Origin of the sequence: Pseudomonas nitroreducens NBRC 12694 (assembly GCF_002091755.1) — a bacterium.
Taxonomy (GTDB): Bacteria; Pseudomonadota; Gammaproteobacteria; order Pseudomonadales; family Pseudomonadaceae; genus Pseudomonas; species Pseudomonas nitroreducens.
Window position 1 is genome coordinate 47,793 of record NZ_BDAI01000013.1, and the last position, 16,317, is coordinate 64,109.

Below are 16,317 nucleotides of genomic sequence, written 5' to 3' on the forward strand. Positions count from 1 at the left end.
ACCATGCCGTGCGCTGGCTGACGGCGCATAACGCGTGCCGCGTTATGCGCCCTACGGCGAAGTTCGACGGTGCTCCGGCTCCAGGAAGGTCCAGGCGACGAAGCGGCTCTGCTTCTGGCCCTGGGCCATGTCCACGGTGCGAATCGTGATGGCCCCGGCCTTCTTCAAGGCGCGGCGGAAGTCGTCGAGGTTGCCGGCCTTGGACACCAGCGAGCTGAACCAACGCACCTGCTGGCCGACTGTCGCGCTTTCCGTCGCCAGCTTGCGCAGGAAGGCGATTTCGCCGCCTTCGCACCACAGCTCGTTGCTCTGCCCGCCGAAGTTCAGCTTGGGCAGTTGGCGCGATGGGTCGAGCTTGCCGAGGTTCTTCCATTTGCGCCGGCTGCCGCTGCTGGCCTCTTCCGGTGAGGAGTGGAAGGGCGGGTTGCAGAGGGTCGCGGCAAAGCGCTCATCGGCGGCCAGCAGCCCCTGGAAAATGTGCTTCGGATCGTGCTGCTGGCGCAGTTCGATGGCCTCGCCCAGGCCGGGATTGCCATTGACGATGGCGCGGGCCGAGGCCAATGCGGCCGGCTCGATGTCCGAGCCGAGGAAGCTCCAGCCGTAGTCGCGGTGGCCGATCAGCGGGTAGATGCAGTTGGCGCCGACGCCGATATCCAGCATGCGCACGTTCGGCCCGCGCGGCACATTGCCCGCGTTGTCCTCGGCGAGCAGGTCGGCGAGGTAGTGCACATAGTCCGCGCGGCCGGGAATCGGCGGGCAGAGGAAGCCGGCGGGAATATCCCACTGGCCGATGCCGTACTGCGCCTTGAGCAGCGCGCGGTTGAACACGCGCACGGCCTCGGGGTTGGCGAAGTCGATGCTCGGCTTGCCGTAGGGGTTGGTGATGACGAAACGGCCCAGTTCCGGGCAATCCTCGATCAGCGCCGGGAAGTCGTAGTGCCCCTGGTGGCGGTTGCGCGGGTGCAGCAGGTTCGGCCGCTTCGCGGCAGGGTCGCGCAGGGGCTCGGGTTTGGCGGCAGGGCGTTTCGGCGGTTTCGGCATGGCGGGCGTGGGGCTGGAAAGCGGAGGGCGATTTTCCCACAGATGCGCTTGCCGCGCCTCAGCCGATCAGCAGGCTGCCCAGGCGGTCGAACAGCAGGCAGCACAGCAGCAGCGGAATCGGCAGGCCGAGCGCCGTACCGAGCATGTAGGGCCCGAAGCCGATGCCGGAGAGGGCCAGGCTGTAGTTCAGCGTCGGCGAGGTGATGAAGGCGTGGCGCAGGAGAAACACGCTGGTCGCCGGGCGCTGGTCGAGGTGGCTGAAGATGGCGCGGGTCATCTTGTTGTTCAGCAGCCGCAGGCCATTGCCGCCCACGGCGCGCACGATGAGGAAGGTGAATCCGCAGGAAAACAGCGCGGCGGCGTAGGTAGTCAACCCGCCCCAGAGCTTGCCCATGGCCAGCACGGCGGCGGCGAGGAACAGCAGGCCGGGGATGTGCAACAGGTTGCCCAGGGCGAACAGGCCGACGAACAGCAACAGGCCGCGCAGGCGGTTGTCAGCCAGTTCGTCGCGCAGGTAATCGAGGCTGAATTCCTCGTGCAGGCCGCTGGCGCGGTAGAGCAGGACCAGCACCACGGCGAAGGCCAGCAGCAGGATCAGTCGGCGAAAGCGCCAGAGGGCGGGCGGGACGGCAAGCATGATGGCGGCTCAGGGGTACTGCAGGATGTCCTTGATCTTCGGCAGGTGCGCGGCAATCCAGCGCGGATCGATGGCGCCCCAGTCGCGGATGCGGTAGTGGCCGGCGTTATTGCGCTCGCCGTCGTGCTGCTCGAAGGCGCAGTCGATGTCCAGGTCTGCCAGCGCGGCCAGGGTGTCCTGTGCGGTGCGCCGGGGCATGCCGGTGGCTTCCATCAGCGCCGGGACGCTGGTGGCGGTGCCGCTGTCGATCAGCCAGGCGACGTACAGGCGGCGGTAGAAACTGCTCTTGGTCTTGCTCACTTCCATCGTGACGTTTCCTTGGTGATCTTGTGACGATCTTGCAGTGGCCGGCTACAGCGGCAGCAGCCAGGGTACCAGCACAACGCTGACGATCATCACCAGAATCGTGAAGGGTACGCCAACCTTGACGAAATCTCCGAAGCGATAGCGGCCTGGGCCGAGCACCAGCGTATTGACCGGCGAAGAGATCGGCGTCATGAAGGCGGCCGACGCGGCCAGCGCGACGATCATCGCGAATGACTCGGGCGAGGCGCCCAGCGCCTTGGCCGTGGCGATGGCGACCGGGGCCATGAGCACGGCGGTGGCGGTGTTGGAGATGAACAGGCCGATCATCGCGGTAAGCGCGAACAGGCTGGCGAGGATCGCATAGGGGCCTGCGCCGCCCAGCGCACCCACCAGCCCATTGACCGCGAGGGTGATGCCGCCGGTCTTCTGCAGCGCCAGGGCGAAGGGCAGCATGCCGACGATCAGCAGCAGGCTCTGCCAGTGAATGGCGCGGTAGGCGCTGTCCATGTCGATGCAGCGGAAGGCGCCCATCAGCAGGCAGGCGATCAGCGCGGCCATGACGTTGGGCACCAGGCCGCTGACCATCAGGATCACCATCACCGCCAGGCTGAACAGCGCGTGGGGCGCCTGGCTGGCGGCGGGGGCCGCCTCGTCGACTTCGGCCGGCAGGCTGAGCACCAGGAAGTCGCGGCTGCGCGCCTGCAACTGGCGGATTTCCTTCCAGTCGCCGATCACCAGCAGGGTGTCGCCGACCTTCAGCTTGGCCTCCAGCAGTCCCTCCACCAGTGCCTCGCGGTTGCGCCGCAGGCCGACCACGTTGAGGCCGAACTGGCTGCGGAACTCCAGGTCGCGCACGCTCCTGCCCAGCAACCCGGACTCCGGCGGCAGGGTGACTTCGGCCATACCCACCTCGTGGGCACGCTCGGTGAAATAGTCGCCCTGCAGGCTCAGCGGCTCCAGGCCGTATTCGTGGTACATGCCGAGCAGGTCATTGCGTTCGCCGGAGATATCGACCAGCAACACGTCACCGGCGTGCAGCACGATGTTGGCGCTGGGCGTCAGGATCTTCAGGCGGAAGTGCACCATGCGCTCGATGGCTACCACGTTGGTCCCGGCGCGGGCGCGCAGCTCCACGTCGGCCAGGCTCATGCCCACCAGTTGCGAGTCGGCGCGGATGCGCAGGCGGCGTTCGCGGCCGGCCAGTTGGTAGTCGCGGATCAGGTCGCTGAGGGTACGGCGCTTGACGCTCTGCTTGTCGTCGCCGCCGTCATCGCCCAGCCAGCGCCGCGCCACCAGCATGTAGCCGACGCCGAGCACCAGCACGACCAGGCCGAACGGGGTAAAGCTGAAGAAGCTGAAACCTTTCGAACCTTCACGCACCAGTTCGCTGTGCACCACGACGTTGGGTGCGGTGGCGACCAGCGTGAGCATGCCGCTGATCAGCCCGGCGAAGCTCAGCGGCATCATCAGCCGGCGCGGCGACACGTGCAGGCGCGCGGCGATGCTCAGCACCACGGGAATGAAGATGGCGACCACGCCGGTCGAACTCATCACCGACCCGAGGCCGGCAACGGCGAGCATCAGCAGTACCAGCAGGCGCGTCTCGCTGGAGCCGGCGCGGCGGGTCAGCCATTCGCCGATGCGGTAGGCCACGCCGGTGCGCACCAGGCCTTCGCCGATGACGAACAGCGCGGCGATCAGGATGACGTTGGGATCGGCGAAGCCGGCCAGCGACTCCTGCACGCTGAGCACACCGGACAACGGCAGGGCGACCATCACCAGCAGGGCGACCACGTCCATCCGCGGGCGGTTGGCGACGAACAGCCCGACCGCGGTGGCGAGGAGGGCGAGGACCCAGATCAGTTGCAGACTCATGCGCTTCCCTAGCTTTATTTCGGCGCGCCATTGTGCCCGTTGTGGCAGGCACGTTGCGTTGATCCGATGCAGCTTAGCGAAGCGTGACGCCCCGCGCGCGGGGCGTTCGCCGGGTCATGGCAGGCGCGAAACCGGGGTGATCTGCTGCGGATCGGTGCGCAACTCGAGCAGCGCCGGCTTGCCGCTGGCCTGGGCACGCTCGAAGGCGGCGGCGAAGTCCTCGGTACGTTCGACCCGCTCGCCGTGGGCGCCGAAAGCGCGGGCGAGGGCGACGAAGTCCGGGTTGCGCAGCTGCGTGGCACTGATGCGGCCGGGGTATTCGCGTTCCTGGTGCATGCGGATGGTGCCGAGCATGCCGTTGTTGACCACGATGACGGTCAGCGCGGCGCCGTACTGCACGGCGGTGGCCAGCTCCTGCGGGTACATCATGAAGCAGCCGTCACCGGCGAAGCACACCACGCTGCGCTGCGGGTCGCGCAGCTTGGCAGCGATGGCGGCGGGGAAGCCGTAGCCCATGGCGCCGTTGGTGGGGGCGAGCTGGCTGCGTGGCGTGCGATAGCGGTAGAAACGATGCACCCAGACGGCGTAATTGCCGGCGCCGTTGCTGATCACCGCATCGTCCGGGAGCGCTTCGTTGAGGTAATTGATGACTTGCGTGAGGTCCACGCCTTGCGGTGGTTCGGCGTGCTCGGGTGGGGTGACGTAGCTGAGATAGTCGGCGCGGGCCGCGGCGGTCCACTCCGCCCAGGGTGTTTCGCTCAGGGGAGCGAGCCCGGCCAGGGCAGTGGCGATCTCCGGCATGCCGGCCTCGACCATCTGGTCGACCTGGTAGACGCGGCCCAGCTCGCTGGCATCGGCGTACACGTGGATCATGCTCTGCTGAGGGCGCGGGCTCTGGATCAGGGTGTAGCCGACGCTGGGCGTTTCGCTCAGGCGCGAGCCGAGCACCAGCAGCAGGTCTGCTTCCTGCACCCGCGCGGTGAGCCTGGGCGAGGCGCCGAAGCCGAGCTGGCCGGCGTACTGCTCGTCGCGGTTGTCGATCAGGTCCTGGCGGCGGAACGAGGCCACCAGCGGCAGGCGGTTGGCGCGGGCGAAGGCGCGTACCTGCTCGCAGGCCTCGGTGGTCCAGCCAGTGCCACCGACGATCAGCAGCGGGCGCCGGGCCTGGCTCAGCCGTTCACGCAGCTCGGCCAGCGCGCTGGACGTCGGCGCGGCGCGGGTGATGGGCGACGGCGCCACATCGGCGACCTGTGCCGAGCCGAACAGCACCTCCTCCGGCAGCCCGATCACCACCGGACCGGGCCGCCCTGACTGGGCGACGCGGAAGGCGCGGGTGACGATCTCGGGAATGCGGCGGATGTCGTCGACTTCGGTGGCCCATTTGGCCAGACCGCCGAACATCTGCCGGTAGTCCACTTCCTGGAAGGCCTCGCGGCCCTTGAAGGCGCTTTCCACCTGGCCGATGAACAGAATCATCGGCGTCGAGTCCTGCATCGCCGTATGCACGCCGTTGGCCGCATGGGTCGCGCCCGGCCCGCGGGTGACGAAGCAGATACCGGGTTGGCCGGTGAGCTTGCCGTAGGCATCGGCCATGTTCGAGGCGGCGCCTTCGTGGCGGGTGACGATGGTCTGGATACCGGACGCGTCGTGCAGCGCGTCGAGCACCGGCAGGTAGCTTTCGCCGGGGATGCAGTAGACGGTATCCACCGTGTGAAGCTGCAGGGCATCGACGAGGATCTGGCCGCCGTTGCGGGCCGGGAGGTCGGACATGGGGATCGGATTCCTGGAGGGCGGGGGTGGGCTGATCTTCGAACAACTGCCAGGACGAACCAAGCGAGCATTCTTCGCAAGGTTATTCCTCCGAGGAATGAATGCACTGGCCGGGAGCCGGCGCGACGACGAACCGCGCTGGCGTTTTCCCTGAGTTGTCTATGGTTGATGCACGGGCGCACCTGCGTCCGCAGGACGTTTTGCTGCAGAAGGAGAACCTCCCATGCCCCACCTCTCGACGCGAGCCCTGCTCGCCGGCCTGTTCGCCAGCTCCAGCCTGCCCCTCTTCGCCGCCCTGCCTTCGGCGCCGGGGTATGTCGATGACAGCGGCTACAGCGCCGCGGCCAAGACCCGCATCCTGCCGGCGATGTTCGAGCAGAAGCTCACCAGTACGAAGTACATCGCCAAGGCCGACAATCCGTTGATCACCCTGGCCGAGTCCAGCGGCTTCAAGGAAACCTCCGACTATCACCAGACCCGCGCCTGGCTGCAGAAGCTGGCGGATGCTTCCGGCGGTGCCATCACTCTGAGCGATCTGCCGGAGAACAGCGCCACCGGCGAGCCGATGCTGCTGGTCACGGCCAGCCGCGAGGCAGACAAGTCGGCGGAGGGGCTGAACAAGTCCGGCAAACCGACCCTCTTCGTCGAGGCGGAAATCCATCCCGGCGAGGCCAACGGCAAGGACGCGATGTTCATGCTGCTGCGCGACATGACCACCGGCGACAAGCCACTGGCGGGGCTGCTGGACAAGGTCAACATCCTCTTCATCCCCACCGTGAACATCGACGGCGACCTGCGCCGCAGCCCCTACGGGCGGATCAACCAGAACGGCCCGGAAGTCACCGGCTGGCGCGTCAACGGCCTGAACTACAACCTCAACCGCGACTTCACCAAGCTCGACAGCGCGGAAATCCGCAACGTCGCCTCAGTGTTCAACCAGTACGACCTGAGCTTCTTCGTCGATACCCATTCCACCGACGGCGCCATGTACCCCTACGACAGCTCCTATTGCCACAACGGCAACGGCTGGTCGCCGGCCTCCAGCGAGTGGATGGACAAGGTCATGCGGCCGCCGGTCTACAAGGAGCTGGAAGGCGACGGCCATGTGGTCCACGAGTGCATCAGCTTCAACGACAACCAGGATCCGACCAAGGGTTACTACCCCTATCGCACCGACCTGGCGCGGTTCTCCAACCAGTACGGCGACATCCGCAACGTGCCATCGATCCTCATCGAGCAGCACGCGCTGCATCCCTACGAAACCCAGGTGCTGGGCAACTACGTGATGCTCAAGGCGATGTTCCAGGTGATCGGCGATAACGCCGATTCGCTCAAGCAGGCCATCACCAAGGACCGCGAGCGCCTGGCCGCGCAGAAGGACGTGATCCTCACCTGGAAGCCCGGAAAAGAGCAGCACACGCCGTTCACCGTCGGCGACTACCGCTACGAGGAATCGCCGATCACCGGCAAGAAGACCATCGTCTGGAGCAACAAGCCCAAGCAACTCGATGTGCCGATCAGCGATAACTCGGTGCCGGACCTGGTGGTGAAACGACCGAAGCAGTTCGTCGTGCCGGTGCAGTGGGGCGAGGTGATTGCGCGCCTGAAGTCCCACGGCATCCAGATGAAGACCCTGGACAAGGCCACGCCCATCGAGGTGACCCTGAACCGCATGGACGACATCAAGCTGGCCGGCGGCTTCGAGCCGGACCGTGCCGCCACCAACGAGATTCCCGGCTACGAGGGACATCTGCTGGTGAGCGGCACCGGCAAACCGTTCCAACGCCTGCAGACCTACCCGGCGGGCTCCGTGGTGATCGACACCGACCAGCCGCTGGGCGTGCTGGCGATCAACCTGCTGACGGCGGAGAGCCCGGATTCGTTCTGGTCCTGGGGCTTCTTCAACTCGACGCTGGTGGTCGCCGAGGAGCCGGAGGAGTACGTGATGGAACCGATGGCGCGCAAGATGCTCGCCGAGGACCCGAAGCTCAAGGCCGAGTTCGAGAAGAAGCTCAAGGACGACAAGGCCTTCGCCAAGGACGCCCAGGCGCGCCTGCAGTGGTTTTACCAGCGCACGCCGTTCTATGACGTGAATGCCTACGTGTATCCGGTGGGGACGGTGTACTGAAGCCAGATCCGCAGAAATGACAACGGCGCCCGAGGGCGCCGTTGTTCTTACCTTTCCAGAACTTACAGGCTGGCGATCTTCTCGCGCTGCTGGATCAGGTTGGTCACCGCCTGTTCCGCTTCAGCCAGTTTGGCGCGTTCTTTCTCGATCACTTCCGGCGGTGCCTTGGCGACGAAGCCTTCGTTGGACAGCTTGCCGCCGACGCGTTTGACTTCGCCTTCCAGGCGCTGGATTTCCTTGTCCAGGCGCGCCATTTCCGCGGCCTTGTCGATCAGCCCGGCCATCGGTACCAGCACCTGCAGGTCGCCGACCAGCGCGGTGGCGGACATCGGCGGTTCTTCGCCTTCGTCCAGCACGCGGATGGTCTCGAGCTTGGCCAGCTTCATCAGCAGCGGCTCGTTGTCGGCCAGGCGGCGGTGGTCTTCGGGCGAGGCGTTGTTCAGCACCAGGTCGATGCGCTTGGCCATGGAGATGTTCATCTCGCCACGGATCTGGCGAATGCCCAGCATCAGGGCCTTGACCCACTCGATGTCGCCTTCGGCGGCGGCGTCGATCTTCGCCTCGTCGGCGACCGGCCAGGGTTGCAGCATCAGCGTTTCACCATCCTTGCCGGCGGACGCCTTGATGCGCTGCCAGATTTCCTCGGTGATGAACGGCATGAACGGGTGCGCCAGGCGCAGTGCGGTTTCCAGCACGCGCGCCAGGGTGCGACGGGTGCCGCGCTGGCGTTCGATCGGCGCGTTCTCGTCCCACAGCACCGGCTTGACCAGTTCCAGGTACCAGGCGCAGTACTCGTCCCAGATGAACTCGTAGAGGGCCTGGGTGGCCAGGTCGAAGCGGAAGGCATCGAGCTGACGGGCGACTTCGATCTCGGTGCGCTGCAGGGCGGAGATGATCCAGCGGTCCACCGAGGACAGCTCGACTGGCTCGCCATTCACGCCGGTGTCCTTGCCATCGGTGTTCTCGATGACGAAGTTGGCAGCGTTCCACAGCTTGTTGCAGAAGTTGCGATAACCCTCGACGCGGCCCATGTCGAACTTGATGTCACGACCGGTGGACGCCAATGAGCAGAAGGTGAAGCGCAGGGCGTCGGTGCCGTAGCTGGCGATGCCTTCGGGGAACTCGGCGCGGGTCTGCTTGGCGATCTTCTCGGCGAGCTTGGGCTGCATCATGCCGCTGGTGCGCTTTTCCAGCAGTTCGTCCAAGGTAATGCCATCGACTATGTCCAGCGGGTCGAGCACGTTGCCCTTGGACTTGGACATCTTCTGGCCCTGGCCATCGCGCACCAGGCCGTGGACGTAGACGGTCTTGAACGGGATCTGCGCGCTGCCATCGCCATTCTTGATCAGGTGCATGGTCAGCATGATCATGCGCGCCACCCAGAAGAAGATGATGTCGAAGCCGGTCACCAGCACGTCGGTGGGGTGGAAGGTCTTCAGGTATTCGGTCTGTTCCGGCCAGCCGAGGGTGGAGAAGGTCCACAGGCCCGAGCTGAACCAGGTGTCCAGTACGTCTTCGTCCTGGCGCAGGTTGGCGTCGCCCAGGTTGTGCTTGGCGCGGACTTCGGCTTCGTTGCGGCCGACGTAGACGTTGCCGGCGTCGTCGTACCAGGCCGGGATGCGGTGGCCCCACCACAGCTGCCGGCTGATGCACCAGTCCTGGATGTCGCGCATCCAGCTGAAGTACATGTTCTCGTACTGCTTGGGCACGAACTGGATGCGGCCGTCTTCCACGGCGGCGATGGCGGGTTCGGCCAGCGGCTTGGTGGAGACGTACCACTGGTCGGTCAGCCACGGCTCGATAACGGTGCCGGAGCGGTCGCCCTTGGGCACTTTCAGCGCGTGGTCGTCGATCTTCTCGAGCAGGCCGGCGGCTTCGAAGTCGGCGACGATCTGCTTGCGTGCGACGAAGCGGTCGAGGCCGGCGTAGGCGGCGGGCAGGTTGGCGTCGAACTCGGCGTTGACGCTGCCGTCGAGCTGGAACACCTGGGCGGTGCCGAGCACGGCGGCGTTCTTGTCGAAGATGTTGATCAGCGGCAGGTTGTGGCGCTTGCCGACTTCATAGTCGTTGAAGTCGTGGGCCGGGGTGATCTTCACGCAGCCGGTGCCGAACTCGCGGTCGACGTAGTCGTCGGCGATGATCGGGATGCGCCGGCCCACCAGCGGCAGGTCGATGAAGGTGCCGATCAGGGCGGCGTAACGCTCGTCTTCCGGGTGCACGGCGACCGCGCTGTCACCCAGCATGGTTTCCGGACGGGTGGTGGCGACGATCAGGTGGTCCTTGCCGTCGGCGGTCTTGTTGCCGTCGGCCAGCGGGTAGCGCAGGTGCCAGAGGTGGCCCTTCTCGTCGTGGTTCTCCACTTCCAGGTCGGAAATGGCGGTGTGGAACTTGGTGTCCCAGTTGACCAGGCGCTTGCCGCGGTAGATCAGGCCGTCCTCGTGCAGGCGCACGAAGGCTTCCTTGACCGCTTCGGAGAGGCCGTCGTCCATGGTGAAGCGCTCGCGCGACCAGTCCACGGAGGAGCCCAGGCGGCGGATCTGGCGGGTGATGGTGCCGCCGGACTGGTCCTTCCATTCCCAGACCTTCTCCAGGAACTTCTCGCGGCCCAGGTCATGACGGGCGATGCCCTGCGCGGCCAACTGGCGCTCCACCACCATCTGGGTGGCGATGCCGGCGTGGTCGGTACCCGGCTGCCACAGGGTGTTGCGGCCCTGCATGCGGCGGTAGCGGATCAGCGCGTCCATGATGGCGTTGTTGAAGCCGTGACCCATGTGCAGGCTGCCGGTGACGTTCGGCGGCGGGATCATGATGGTGTACGGCTCGCCGGAACCTTGCGGGGCGAAGTAGTTCTCTTTCTCCCACAGGGGATACCAGTGGGATTCGATGGCGTGGGGCTGGTAGGTCTTGTCCATGAGCGCGGCGGGACCCTGATAAGGCTAGACGGAAAACCGCTGAGTATAACGGGAGGCGGGGCGCTCAGGCCACCGGCGCGGATGGCCGTGTGCCCGCAAAAGGGGCATGCAGGAGCAAGCCTGCTCGCCAACGCTCTTCTGCAAGCTCGCAGTGGCGATGGTTCGCGAGCAAGGGCTAGGCACACCCTCGCTCCTCCAAAAGCGGAATGGCGCGGGATGTCAGGGCTTGCGCTGGGCCAGCAGGCGCTGCATCCGCGCTTCCAGGCGGCGCTGCAGTTCGGCTTCGATCTGCGGGGCGAAGTCGTCGATCACATCCTGCAGGATCAGTTGAGCGGCTGCGCGCAGCTCCAGGTCCAGGCGATTCAGCTCGCTAGCCTGGGCAACGGCGTTCGGCTCGACCGGTTGGATGGCAGGCGGCGCTGGGGCCTGGGGCGCGGGCGTGACGACGTCGGAGAGCAACGGGATGTTGTCCGGCTCGAAGGATTCGGTGAGCAGGGGCGGCTCGGCCGCCGATTCGTCCAGCAGATCCTGGATCTTCTTCAGGTCTTCCAGCAGGTGGTCGGGGTCGTGCGGGGGCTTGCGGTTGTCCATGGTCTTGGCGGTGACGCTCTCAAGGGCGCGGCAGGCGATGGTCCTGCAAAGGATAGCCCTGCTCGCGGTAGCGACGGAAATTCTCCCGCGCGGCCTGACGAATCGCCGGTTCCTCGATCACCAGCTCGGCGACTCGGTTGAAGCGGTCGACGAACGCAGGAATGGCCAGGGTCAGGTTGATCAGCAGGTCCCGGTGGCTCTCCGGCGGCTCGCCCAGGGCCAGCACAATGGGCGAGTCGGCGTCTTCTTCCACCGCGTTGTGTGGGATGAAGGTTTCTCCACGGAAGTTCCACAGCCGGGCATCCAGCGCGTCGCGCTGGGCCTCGTCGCTGCACAGCACGAAGATGCGCATGCCTTGCCGCCAGGCCTTTTCGGCCAGGCGACAGGCGATGGTCAGGCGTGCGTCGGGATCGGCGCTGGGAATGACGTAGAAATCCACACGCGTCATGCGTTCGATCCCATCGGCAGATTGCACTGTGCCATTACTTGGCGCGGTCCAGCAGGTACTGGGTCAGCAGTGGAACCGGGCGGCCCGTGGCGCCCTTGTCCTTGCCGCCGCTGATCCAGGCGGTGCCGGCGATGTCCAGGTGCGCCCAGTGGAACTTCTTCGCGAAGCGCGACAGGAAGCAGCCGGCGGTGATGGTGCCAGCCTTCGGCCCGCCGATGTTGGCGATGTCGGCGAAGGGACTGTCCAGCTGCTCCTGGTACTCGTCGAACAGCGGTAGTTGCCAGGCGCGGTCGTCGGCGACTTCACCGGCCTTGAGCAGTTGCTTGATCAGCGCGTCGTTGTTGCCCATCAGGCCCGAGGTGTTGGAGCCCAGGGCGACGATGCAGGCGCCGGTGAGGGTGGCGATGTCCACCACGGACTGCGGCTTGAAGCGCTCGACGTAGGTCAGCGCGTCGCACAGCACCAAGCGGCCTTCGGCGTCGGTGTTGAGGATCTCGACGGTCTGGCCGCTCATGGTGGTGACGATGTCGCCCGGACGGGTGGCGCCGCCGCTGGGCATGTTCTCGGCACAGGCCATCACGCCGACCAGGTTGATCGGCAGCTGCAACTCCAGCACGGCGCGGAAGGTGCCGAACACGGAGGCGGCGCCGCACATGTCGAACTTCATCTCGTCCATGCCCAGGCCGGGCTTGAGGCTGATACCGCCGGTGTCGAAGGTGATGCCCTTGCCGACCAGGACGTGCGGGGCTTCGTCCTTCTTCTTCGCGCCGTTGTACTGCAGCACGATCAGGCGCGGCGGCTGGTCGCTGCCCTGGGCGACGGCGAGGAACGAGCCCATGCCCAGCTCGCGGAGTTTCTTCTCGTCGAGGACCTCGACTTTGAGACCCTTGTATTCCTTGCCCAGCGCCTTGGCCTGTTCGCCGAGGAAGGTCGGGTGGCAGAGGTTCGGCGGCAGGTTGCCCAGGTCGCGGGTCAGCGCCATGCCGTTGGCGATGGCCTGGGCTTCCTTGGCGCCCTGTTCGACAGCGGCGGCGTCGGCCTTATCGGCGAGCAGGGTGATCTTCTTCAGCTTCGGCGCTTCGGCCTTCTGGCTCTTGAAGCGGTCGAAGACGTAGGTGCCGTCGGCCAGGGTTTCCACCTGCAGGCGAGCCTTGCCGTGGGCATTGCGGCCTTTTACGGCTAGGTCGCCCAGGGCCAGCACGGCGTCGGCGCCGCCCAGGTTCTTCAGATTACCGAGGACGGCGGAAACCAGTTTGCGGTAGGCGCGGTCGGAGAGTTCGCGCTCTTTGCCGGCGCCGACCAGCAGCACGCGCTCGGCCTTAAGGTTGGGTAAATCTTGCAACAGTAGAGTCTGGCCCACCTTGCCTGCCAGGTCGCCGCGCTTGAGCAGGTTGGCAATGGCACCGCCGGTGGCTTCGTCGACGGCCTTGGCGCTGGCGCCGAGCTTGCGGCCTTCGCCCACGGCGATGACCAGGGTGGCGGTCTTCAGGGTTTCCGGACGTACGCTTTTTACAAGGAATTCCATGGCTGAGTGTCCCCGGGACAAAGAGCAGAAGGGTCTGCGAATGAAGATGGACTGCGCAGTGACAGGCCTGGCGAATCGCAGGATAATGCCGGCTATTTGCGCTGGGTCGCGTCCGCGCGCACCCGGCAATGCTTCACGGCGGCTAGTTTGAGCGTAGCCGCCCGAGCGTGACAACCCTGGAGTGTCCGGTTTGATTGTCTTCCGTTACCTGTCCCGTGAAGTGCTGATCACCATGAGCGCGGTGAGCGCCGTGCTGCTGGTCATCATCATGAGCGGCCGTTTCATCAAGTACCTGGCGCAGGCGGCCCAAGGCCTGCTCGATCCGGGTTCGCTGTTCATGATCATGGGCGTGCGCCTGCCGGGCTTCCTGCAGCTGATCCTGCCGCTGGGCCTGTTCCTCGGCATCCTGCTGGCCTATGGCCGCCTGTACCTGGACAGCGAGATGACCGTGCTCACCGCCACCGGCATGAGCCAGCAGCGCCTGCTCGCCATCACCCTGGCACCGGCACTGTTCATCGCCCTGCTGGTGGCATGGCTGAGCCTGTGGCTGGCGCCGCAGGGCATCACCCAGATGCAGCTGCTGCTGAACAAGCAGGACGCGATGACCGAATTCGACACCCTGGCGCCGGGGCGCTTCCAGTCGATGCGCGACGGCACGCGGGTGACCTATACCGAAACCCTGGCCAACGAACGCACCGAGCTGGGCGGGGTCTTCATCTCGGACAAGAACCGCCCGCGCAACGGCAAGGACGGCGGCACTTCGGTGCTGGTCGGTGCCACTGGCGTGCAGGAAATCCATGCCGACGGCAGCCGCTACCTGATCCTCAAGGACGGCTACCGCTACGACGGCACGCCTGGCCAGGCTGATTACCGCGAGATCAAGTACGACACCTATGCTGCCTTGCTGCCCAAGCCGGAAGTGAGCAGCGAGATCGACGACCGCGACGCCATCCCCACCTCCGACCTGCTGGGCAGCGACGACCCGCGCATGAAGTCCGAGCTGCAGTGGCGCCTGTCCATCCCGCTGCTGGTGTTCGTGGTGACTGTGCTGGCGGTGCCGCTGTCGCGCGTGAACCCGCGCCAGGGGCGCTTCCTCAAGCTGCTGCCGGCGGTGCTGCTGTACATGGCCTACCTGGCGCTGCTGATCGCCGGGCGCGGCATGCTCGACAAGGGCAAGATCCCCATGGCCCTCGGCCTGTGGTGGATCCACGGGATATTCCTGGCCATCGGCCTGCTGTTGTTGTACTGGGAGCCGCTGCGTCTGAAGCTGGCCGCCAAGCGAGCGAAGTCGGGCGGGGAGCTGAAGCATGCGTAAGCTGGATCGTTACATCGGCACGACCGTCTTCGTTTCCATTCTCGCGGTACTCGGGGTGATCCTCGGCCTGGCCGAGCTGTTCGCCTTCGTTGACCAACTGGGGCAGATCGACGAAAGCTACACCCTGACCGAAGCCCTCAAGTTCGTCCTGCTGACCGCGCCGAGCCGTGGCTACGACATGCTGCCCATGGCGGCGCTGATCGGCTGCCTGGTGGGGCTGGGTACCCTGGCCAGCAACAGCGAGCTGACCATCATGCGCGCCGCCGGCGTGTCGCTGCAGCGCATCGTCTGGGCGGTGATGAAGCCGATGCTGGTGCTGATGTTCGCCGGCATCCTGGTCGGCGAGTACGTGATTCCCTATACCGAAACCGCCGCCCAGAGCGGGCGCGCCCTGGCGCAGAGCGGCAACGGCTCGCAGAGCTCCAAGTCTGGCTTGTGGCACCGCCAGGGGCATGAATTCATCCACATCAACGTGGTGCGCCCGGACGGCGTGCTGCTGGGCGTGACGCGTTACGACTTCGACGAGAACCGTCGCCTGCAGACCGCGAGTTTCGCCCGCCAGGCGGTCTTCGAGAACAACCAGTGGCAGTTGCAGGGCGTGACCACCACGGTGCTGCATGCTGCGGAAAAACGTAGTGAGGTCGTGAGCAAGCCCAGCGAGGCCTGGAATATCCAGCTCAGCCCGCAACTGCTCAATACGGTGGTGATGGAGCCCGAAGCGCTGTCGATCACCGGACTGTGGGATTACATCCATTACCTGCAAGAGCAGGGCTTGAACTCCAACCGCTACTGGCTGGCGTTCTGGACCAAGATCCTGCAGCCGCTGGTGACGGCCGCCCTGGTATTGATGGCGATCTCCTTCATCTTCGGTCCGCTGCGTAGCGTGACCCTCGGCCAGCGGGTGTTCACCGGCGTGCTGGTGGGCTTCACCTTCCGTATCGCCCAGGACCTGCTTGGTCCGTCCAGCCAGGTGTTCAACTTCCCGCCGCTGCTGGCGGTGCTGGTGCCGGCGGCCATCTGCGCTTTCCTTGGCACATTGCTGCTGAAAAGGGCGGGTTGATCCATCGCAAATGAAAAAGCCGGCAATCGCCGGCTTTTTTGTCTGCCGGGGTCAGCCCCGGCCTTGCGTTGCCTTGCGCACCGCCTTGGGAATCTGGATCACCACGCTTTCCGAGTAGCGGTCCTGCCAGGTGCGCTTGTCCTTGTCCCAGAGCATCCAGAGGAAGCCCAGACCGACGCAACCCCAGGAAACGATGGCAATGACGAAGCGCAGCAGCGCCTGCATCAGGCTGATGCGCGTCCCGTCCGCGTTCTGCACGCGCACGCCCCAGACCTGCATGCCCAAGGTCTGGCCGCTATGGGTCCAGAATTTCGCGAAGAAGGCGAACACGCTGATGAACAGCAGGCTGGACAGCAGCGGATCGCCGGTCAGCGCGCCCTGGTCGGCCAGCATGCGGAGTTTCTCGCTGCCATAGATCAGGCGCAGGAAGCCTTGCTGGTAGATGAGCGTCACCACCATCAGCAAGGCCACACAGAGCAGGAAGTCGTAGAACATCGCGGCAAAGCGACGGACGAGCGTGGCGGGCGGGAAGTCTCCCGCGGGCTGGAGCTGCTGCTTGGGCATGAGCGTCTTCTATGGAGGCTGGGATCGATGGGGCCGGGATTATACGGATTCCTGCGCACGGCGCCCTGCGACGGAGGCTGTTCTAAGCTCAAACCACGTCCGCTGCCCACGGGGAGTGGCAATGCGCCGCAGGTCGCGACGCCGT

General features: G+C 65.7%; 13 protein-coding genes. 3 read left to right on the top strand and 10 right to left on the bottom strand.

What is annotated here, in order from left to right; all coding sequences use genetic code 11:
- Positions 1-51: 51 nt before the first annotated feature.
- The 5 genes from rlmF to PNI01S_RS24005 all read right to left on the bottom strand — a co-directional run bounded on the left by rlmF (position 52) and on the right by PNI01S_RS24005 (position 5,629).
- Positions 52-1,041 carry a 23S rRNA (adenine(1618)-N(6))-methyltransferase RlmF gene (rlmF, locus tag PNI01S_RS23985; protein WP_037013071.1) on the bottom strand — a complete coding sequence of 330 codons (990 nt, stop codon included), beginning with the start codon at positions 1,039-1,041 and terminating at the stop codon, positions 52-54.
- Positions 1,042-1,099: 58 nt separating this feature from the next.
- The gene (locus PNI01S_RS23990) at positions 1,100-1,678 is read right to left on the bottom strand and encodes a VTT domain-containing protein (protein ID WP_024762880.1); all 579 of its coding nucleotides are present in this window, start codon (positions 1,676-1,678) and stop codon (positions 1,100-1,102) included.
- 9 nt (positions 1,679-1,687) lie between these two features.
- Positions 1,688-1,984, bottom strand: a complete 297-nt coding sequence (locus PNI01S_RS23995; RefSeq protein WP_024762881.1) for a winged helix-turn-helix domain-containing protein — start codon at positions 1,982-1,984, stop codon at positions 1,688-1,690.
- Between the two features lie 45 nt (positions 1,985-2,029).
- Complete coding sequence (locus PNI01S_RS24000) at positions 2,030-3,859, bottom strand: SLC13 family permease (RefSeq protein ID WP_037013073.1); 1,830 nt, start codon at positions 3,857-3,859, stop codon at positions 2,030-2,032.
- A gap of 114 nt (positions 3,860-3,973) precedes the next feature.
- Positions 3,974-5,629: a thiamine pyrophosphate-binding protein gene (locus tag PNI01S_RS24005; protein ID WP_084359474.1), complete on the bottom strand. Its 1,656-nt coding sequence runs from the start codon at positions 5,627-5,629 to the stop codon at positions 3,974-3,976.
- A 223-nt stretch (positions 5,630-5,852) separates the two neighbouring features.
- Here PNI01S_RS24005 and PNI01S_RS24010 point away from each other — a divergent pair, with 223 nt between their 5' ends.
- On the top strand, positions 5,853-7,757 hold the full coding sequence (locus PNI01S_RS24010) for a M14 family metallopeptidase (protein ID WP_024762883.1): 1,905 nt from the start codon (positions 5,853-5,855) through the stop codon (positions 7,755-7,757).
- A 62-nt stretch (positions 7,758-7,819) separates the two neighbouring features.
- On the opposite strand, the gene PNI01S_RS24015 is transcribed toward PNI01S_RS24010, so the two are convergent.
- From PNI01S_RS24015 to PNI01S_RS24030, 4 genes are all read right to left on the bottom strand, one after another.
- Positions 7,820-10,669 (bottom strand): valine--tRNA ligase, encoded by a 2,850-nt coding sequence (locus PNI01S_RS24015; protein WP_024762884.1) that lies wholly within the window; start codon positions 10,667-10,669, stop codon positions 7,820-7,822.
- A 219-nt stretch (positions 10,670-10,888) separates the two neighbouring features.
- Positions 10,889-11,260, bottom strand: a complete 372-nt coding sequence (locus PNI01S_RS24020; protein ID WP_024762885.1) for a hypothetical protein — start codon at positions 11,258-11,260, stop codon at positions 10,889-10,891.
- A 19-nt stretch (positions 11,261-11,279) separates the two neighbouring features.
- Positions 11,280-11,708, bottom strand: a complete 429-nt coding sequence (locus PNI01S_RS24025) for a DNA polymerase III subunit chi (RefSeq protein ID WP_024762886.1) — start codon at positions 11,706-11,708, stop codon at positions 11,280-11,282.
- A 34-nt stretch (positions 11,709-11,742) separates the two neighbouring features.
- Positions 11,743-13,233 (bottom strand): leucyl aminopeptidase, encoded by a 1,491-nt coding sequence (locus PNI01S_RS24030; protein WP_024762887.1) that lies wholly within the window; start codon positions 13,231-13,233, stop codon positions 11,743-11,745.
- Between the two features lie 190 nt (positions 13,234-13,423).
- On the opposite strand from PNI01S_RS24030, the gene lptF reads away from it, so the two are divergent.
- Both lptF and lptG read left to right on the top strand, forming a co-directional pair.
- On the top strand, positions 13,424-14,548 hold the full coding sequence (lptF, locus tag PNI01S_RS24035; protein WP_024762888.1) for an LPS export ABC transporter permease LptF: 1,125 nt from the start codon (positions 13,424-13,426) through the stop codon (positions 14,546-14,548).
- The gene (gene lptG, locus PNI01S_RS24040; RefSeq protein WP_024762889.1) at positions 14,541-15,608 is read left to right on the top strand and encodes an LPS export ABC transporter permease LptG; all 1,068 of its coding nucleotides are present in this window, start codon (positions 14,541-14,543) and stop codon (positions 15,606-15,608) included. The genes lptF and lptG overlap by 8 nt, the downstream gene beginning before the upstream one ends.
- A gap of 51 nt (positions 15,609-15,659) precedes the next feature.
- On the opposite strand, the gene PNI01S_RS24045 is transcribed toward lptG, so the two are convergent.
- On the bottom strand, positions 15,660-16,172 hold the full coding sequence (locus PNI01S_RS24045) for an RDD family protein (RefSeq protein ID WP_024762890.1): 513 nt from the start codon (positions 16,170-16,172) through the stop codon (positions 15,660-15,662).
- Between the last annotated feature and the right edge of the window lie 145 nt (positions 16,173-16,317).

Coding starts and splice junctions, on each gene's coding strand:
- PNI01S_RS24000 (WP_037013073.1), bottom strand. CDS start 3,859: ATGAGTCTGCAACTGATCTGGGTCCTCGCCCTCCTCGCCACCGCGGTC.
- PNI01S_RS24030 (WP_024762887.1), bottom strand. CDS start 13,233: ATGGAATTCCTTGTAAAAAGCGTACGTCCGGAAACCCTGAAGACCGCC.
- PNI01S_RS24025 (WP_024762886.1), bottom strand. CDS start 11,708: ATGACGCGTGTGGATTTCTACGTCATTCCCAGCGCCGATCCCGACGCA.
- PNI01S_RS24045 (WP_024762890.1), bottom strand. CDS start 16,172: ATGCCCAAGCAGCAGCTCCAGCCCGCGGGAGACTTCCCGCCCGCCACG.
- rlmF (WP_037013071.1), bottom strand. CDS start 1,041: ATGCCGAAACCGCCGAAACGCCCTGCCGCCAAACCCGAGCCCCTGCGC.
- PNI01S_RS24010 (WP_024762883.1), top strand. CDS start 5,853: ATGCCCCACCTCTCGACGCGAGCCCTGCTCGCCGGCCTGTTCGCCAGC.
- PNI01S_RS24015 (WP_024762884.1), bottom strand. CDS start 10,669: ATGGACAAGACCTACCAGCCCCACGCCATCGAATCCCACTGGTATCCC.
- lptG (WP_024762889.1), top strand. CDS start 14,541: ATGCGTAAGCTGGATCGTTACATCGGCACGACCGTCTTCGTTTCCATT.
- PNI01S_RS24005 (WP_084359474.1), bottom strand. CDS start 5,629: ATGTCCGACCTCCCGGCCCGCAACGGCGGCCAGATCCTCGTCGATGCC.
- PNI01S_RS23990 (WP_024762880.1), bottom strand. CDS start 1,678: ATGCTTGCCGTCCCGCCCGCCCTCTGGCGCTTTCGCCGACTGATCCTG.
- PNI01S_RS23995 (WP_024762881.1), bottom strand. CDS start 1,984: ATGGAAGTGAGCAAGACCAAGAGCAGTTTCTACCGCCGCCTGTACGTC.
- PNI01S_RS24020 (WP_024762885.1), bottom strand. CDS start 11,260: ATGGACAACCGCAAGCCCCCGCACGACCCCGACCACCTGCTGGAAGAC.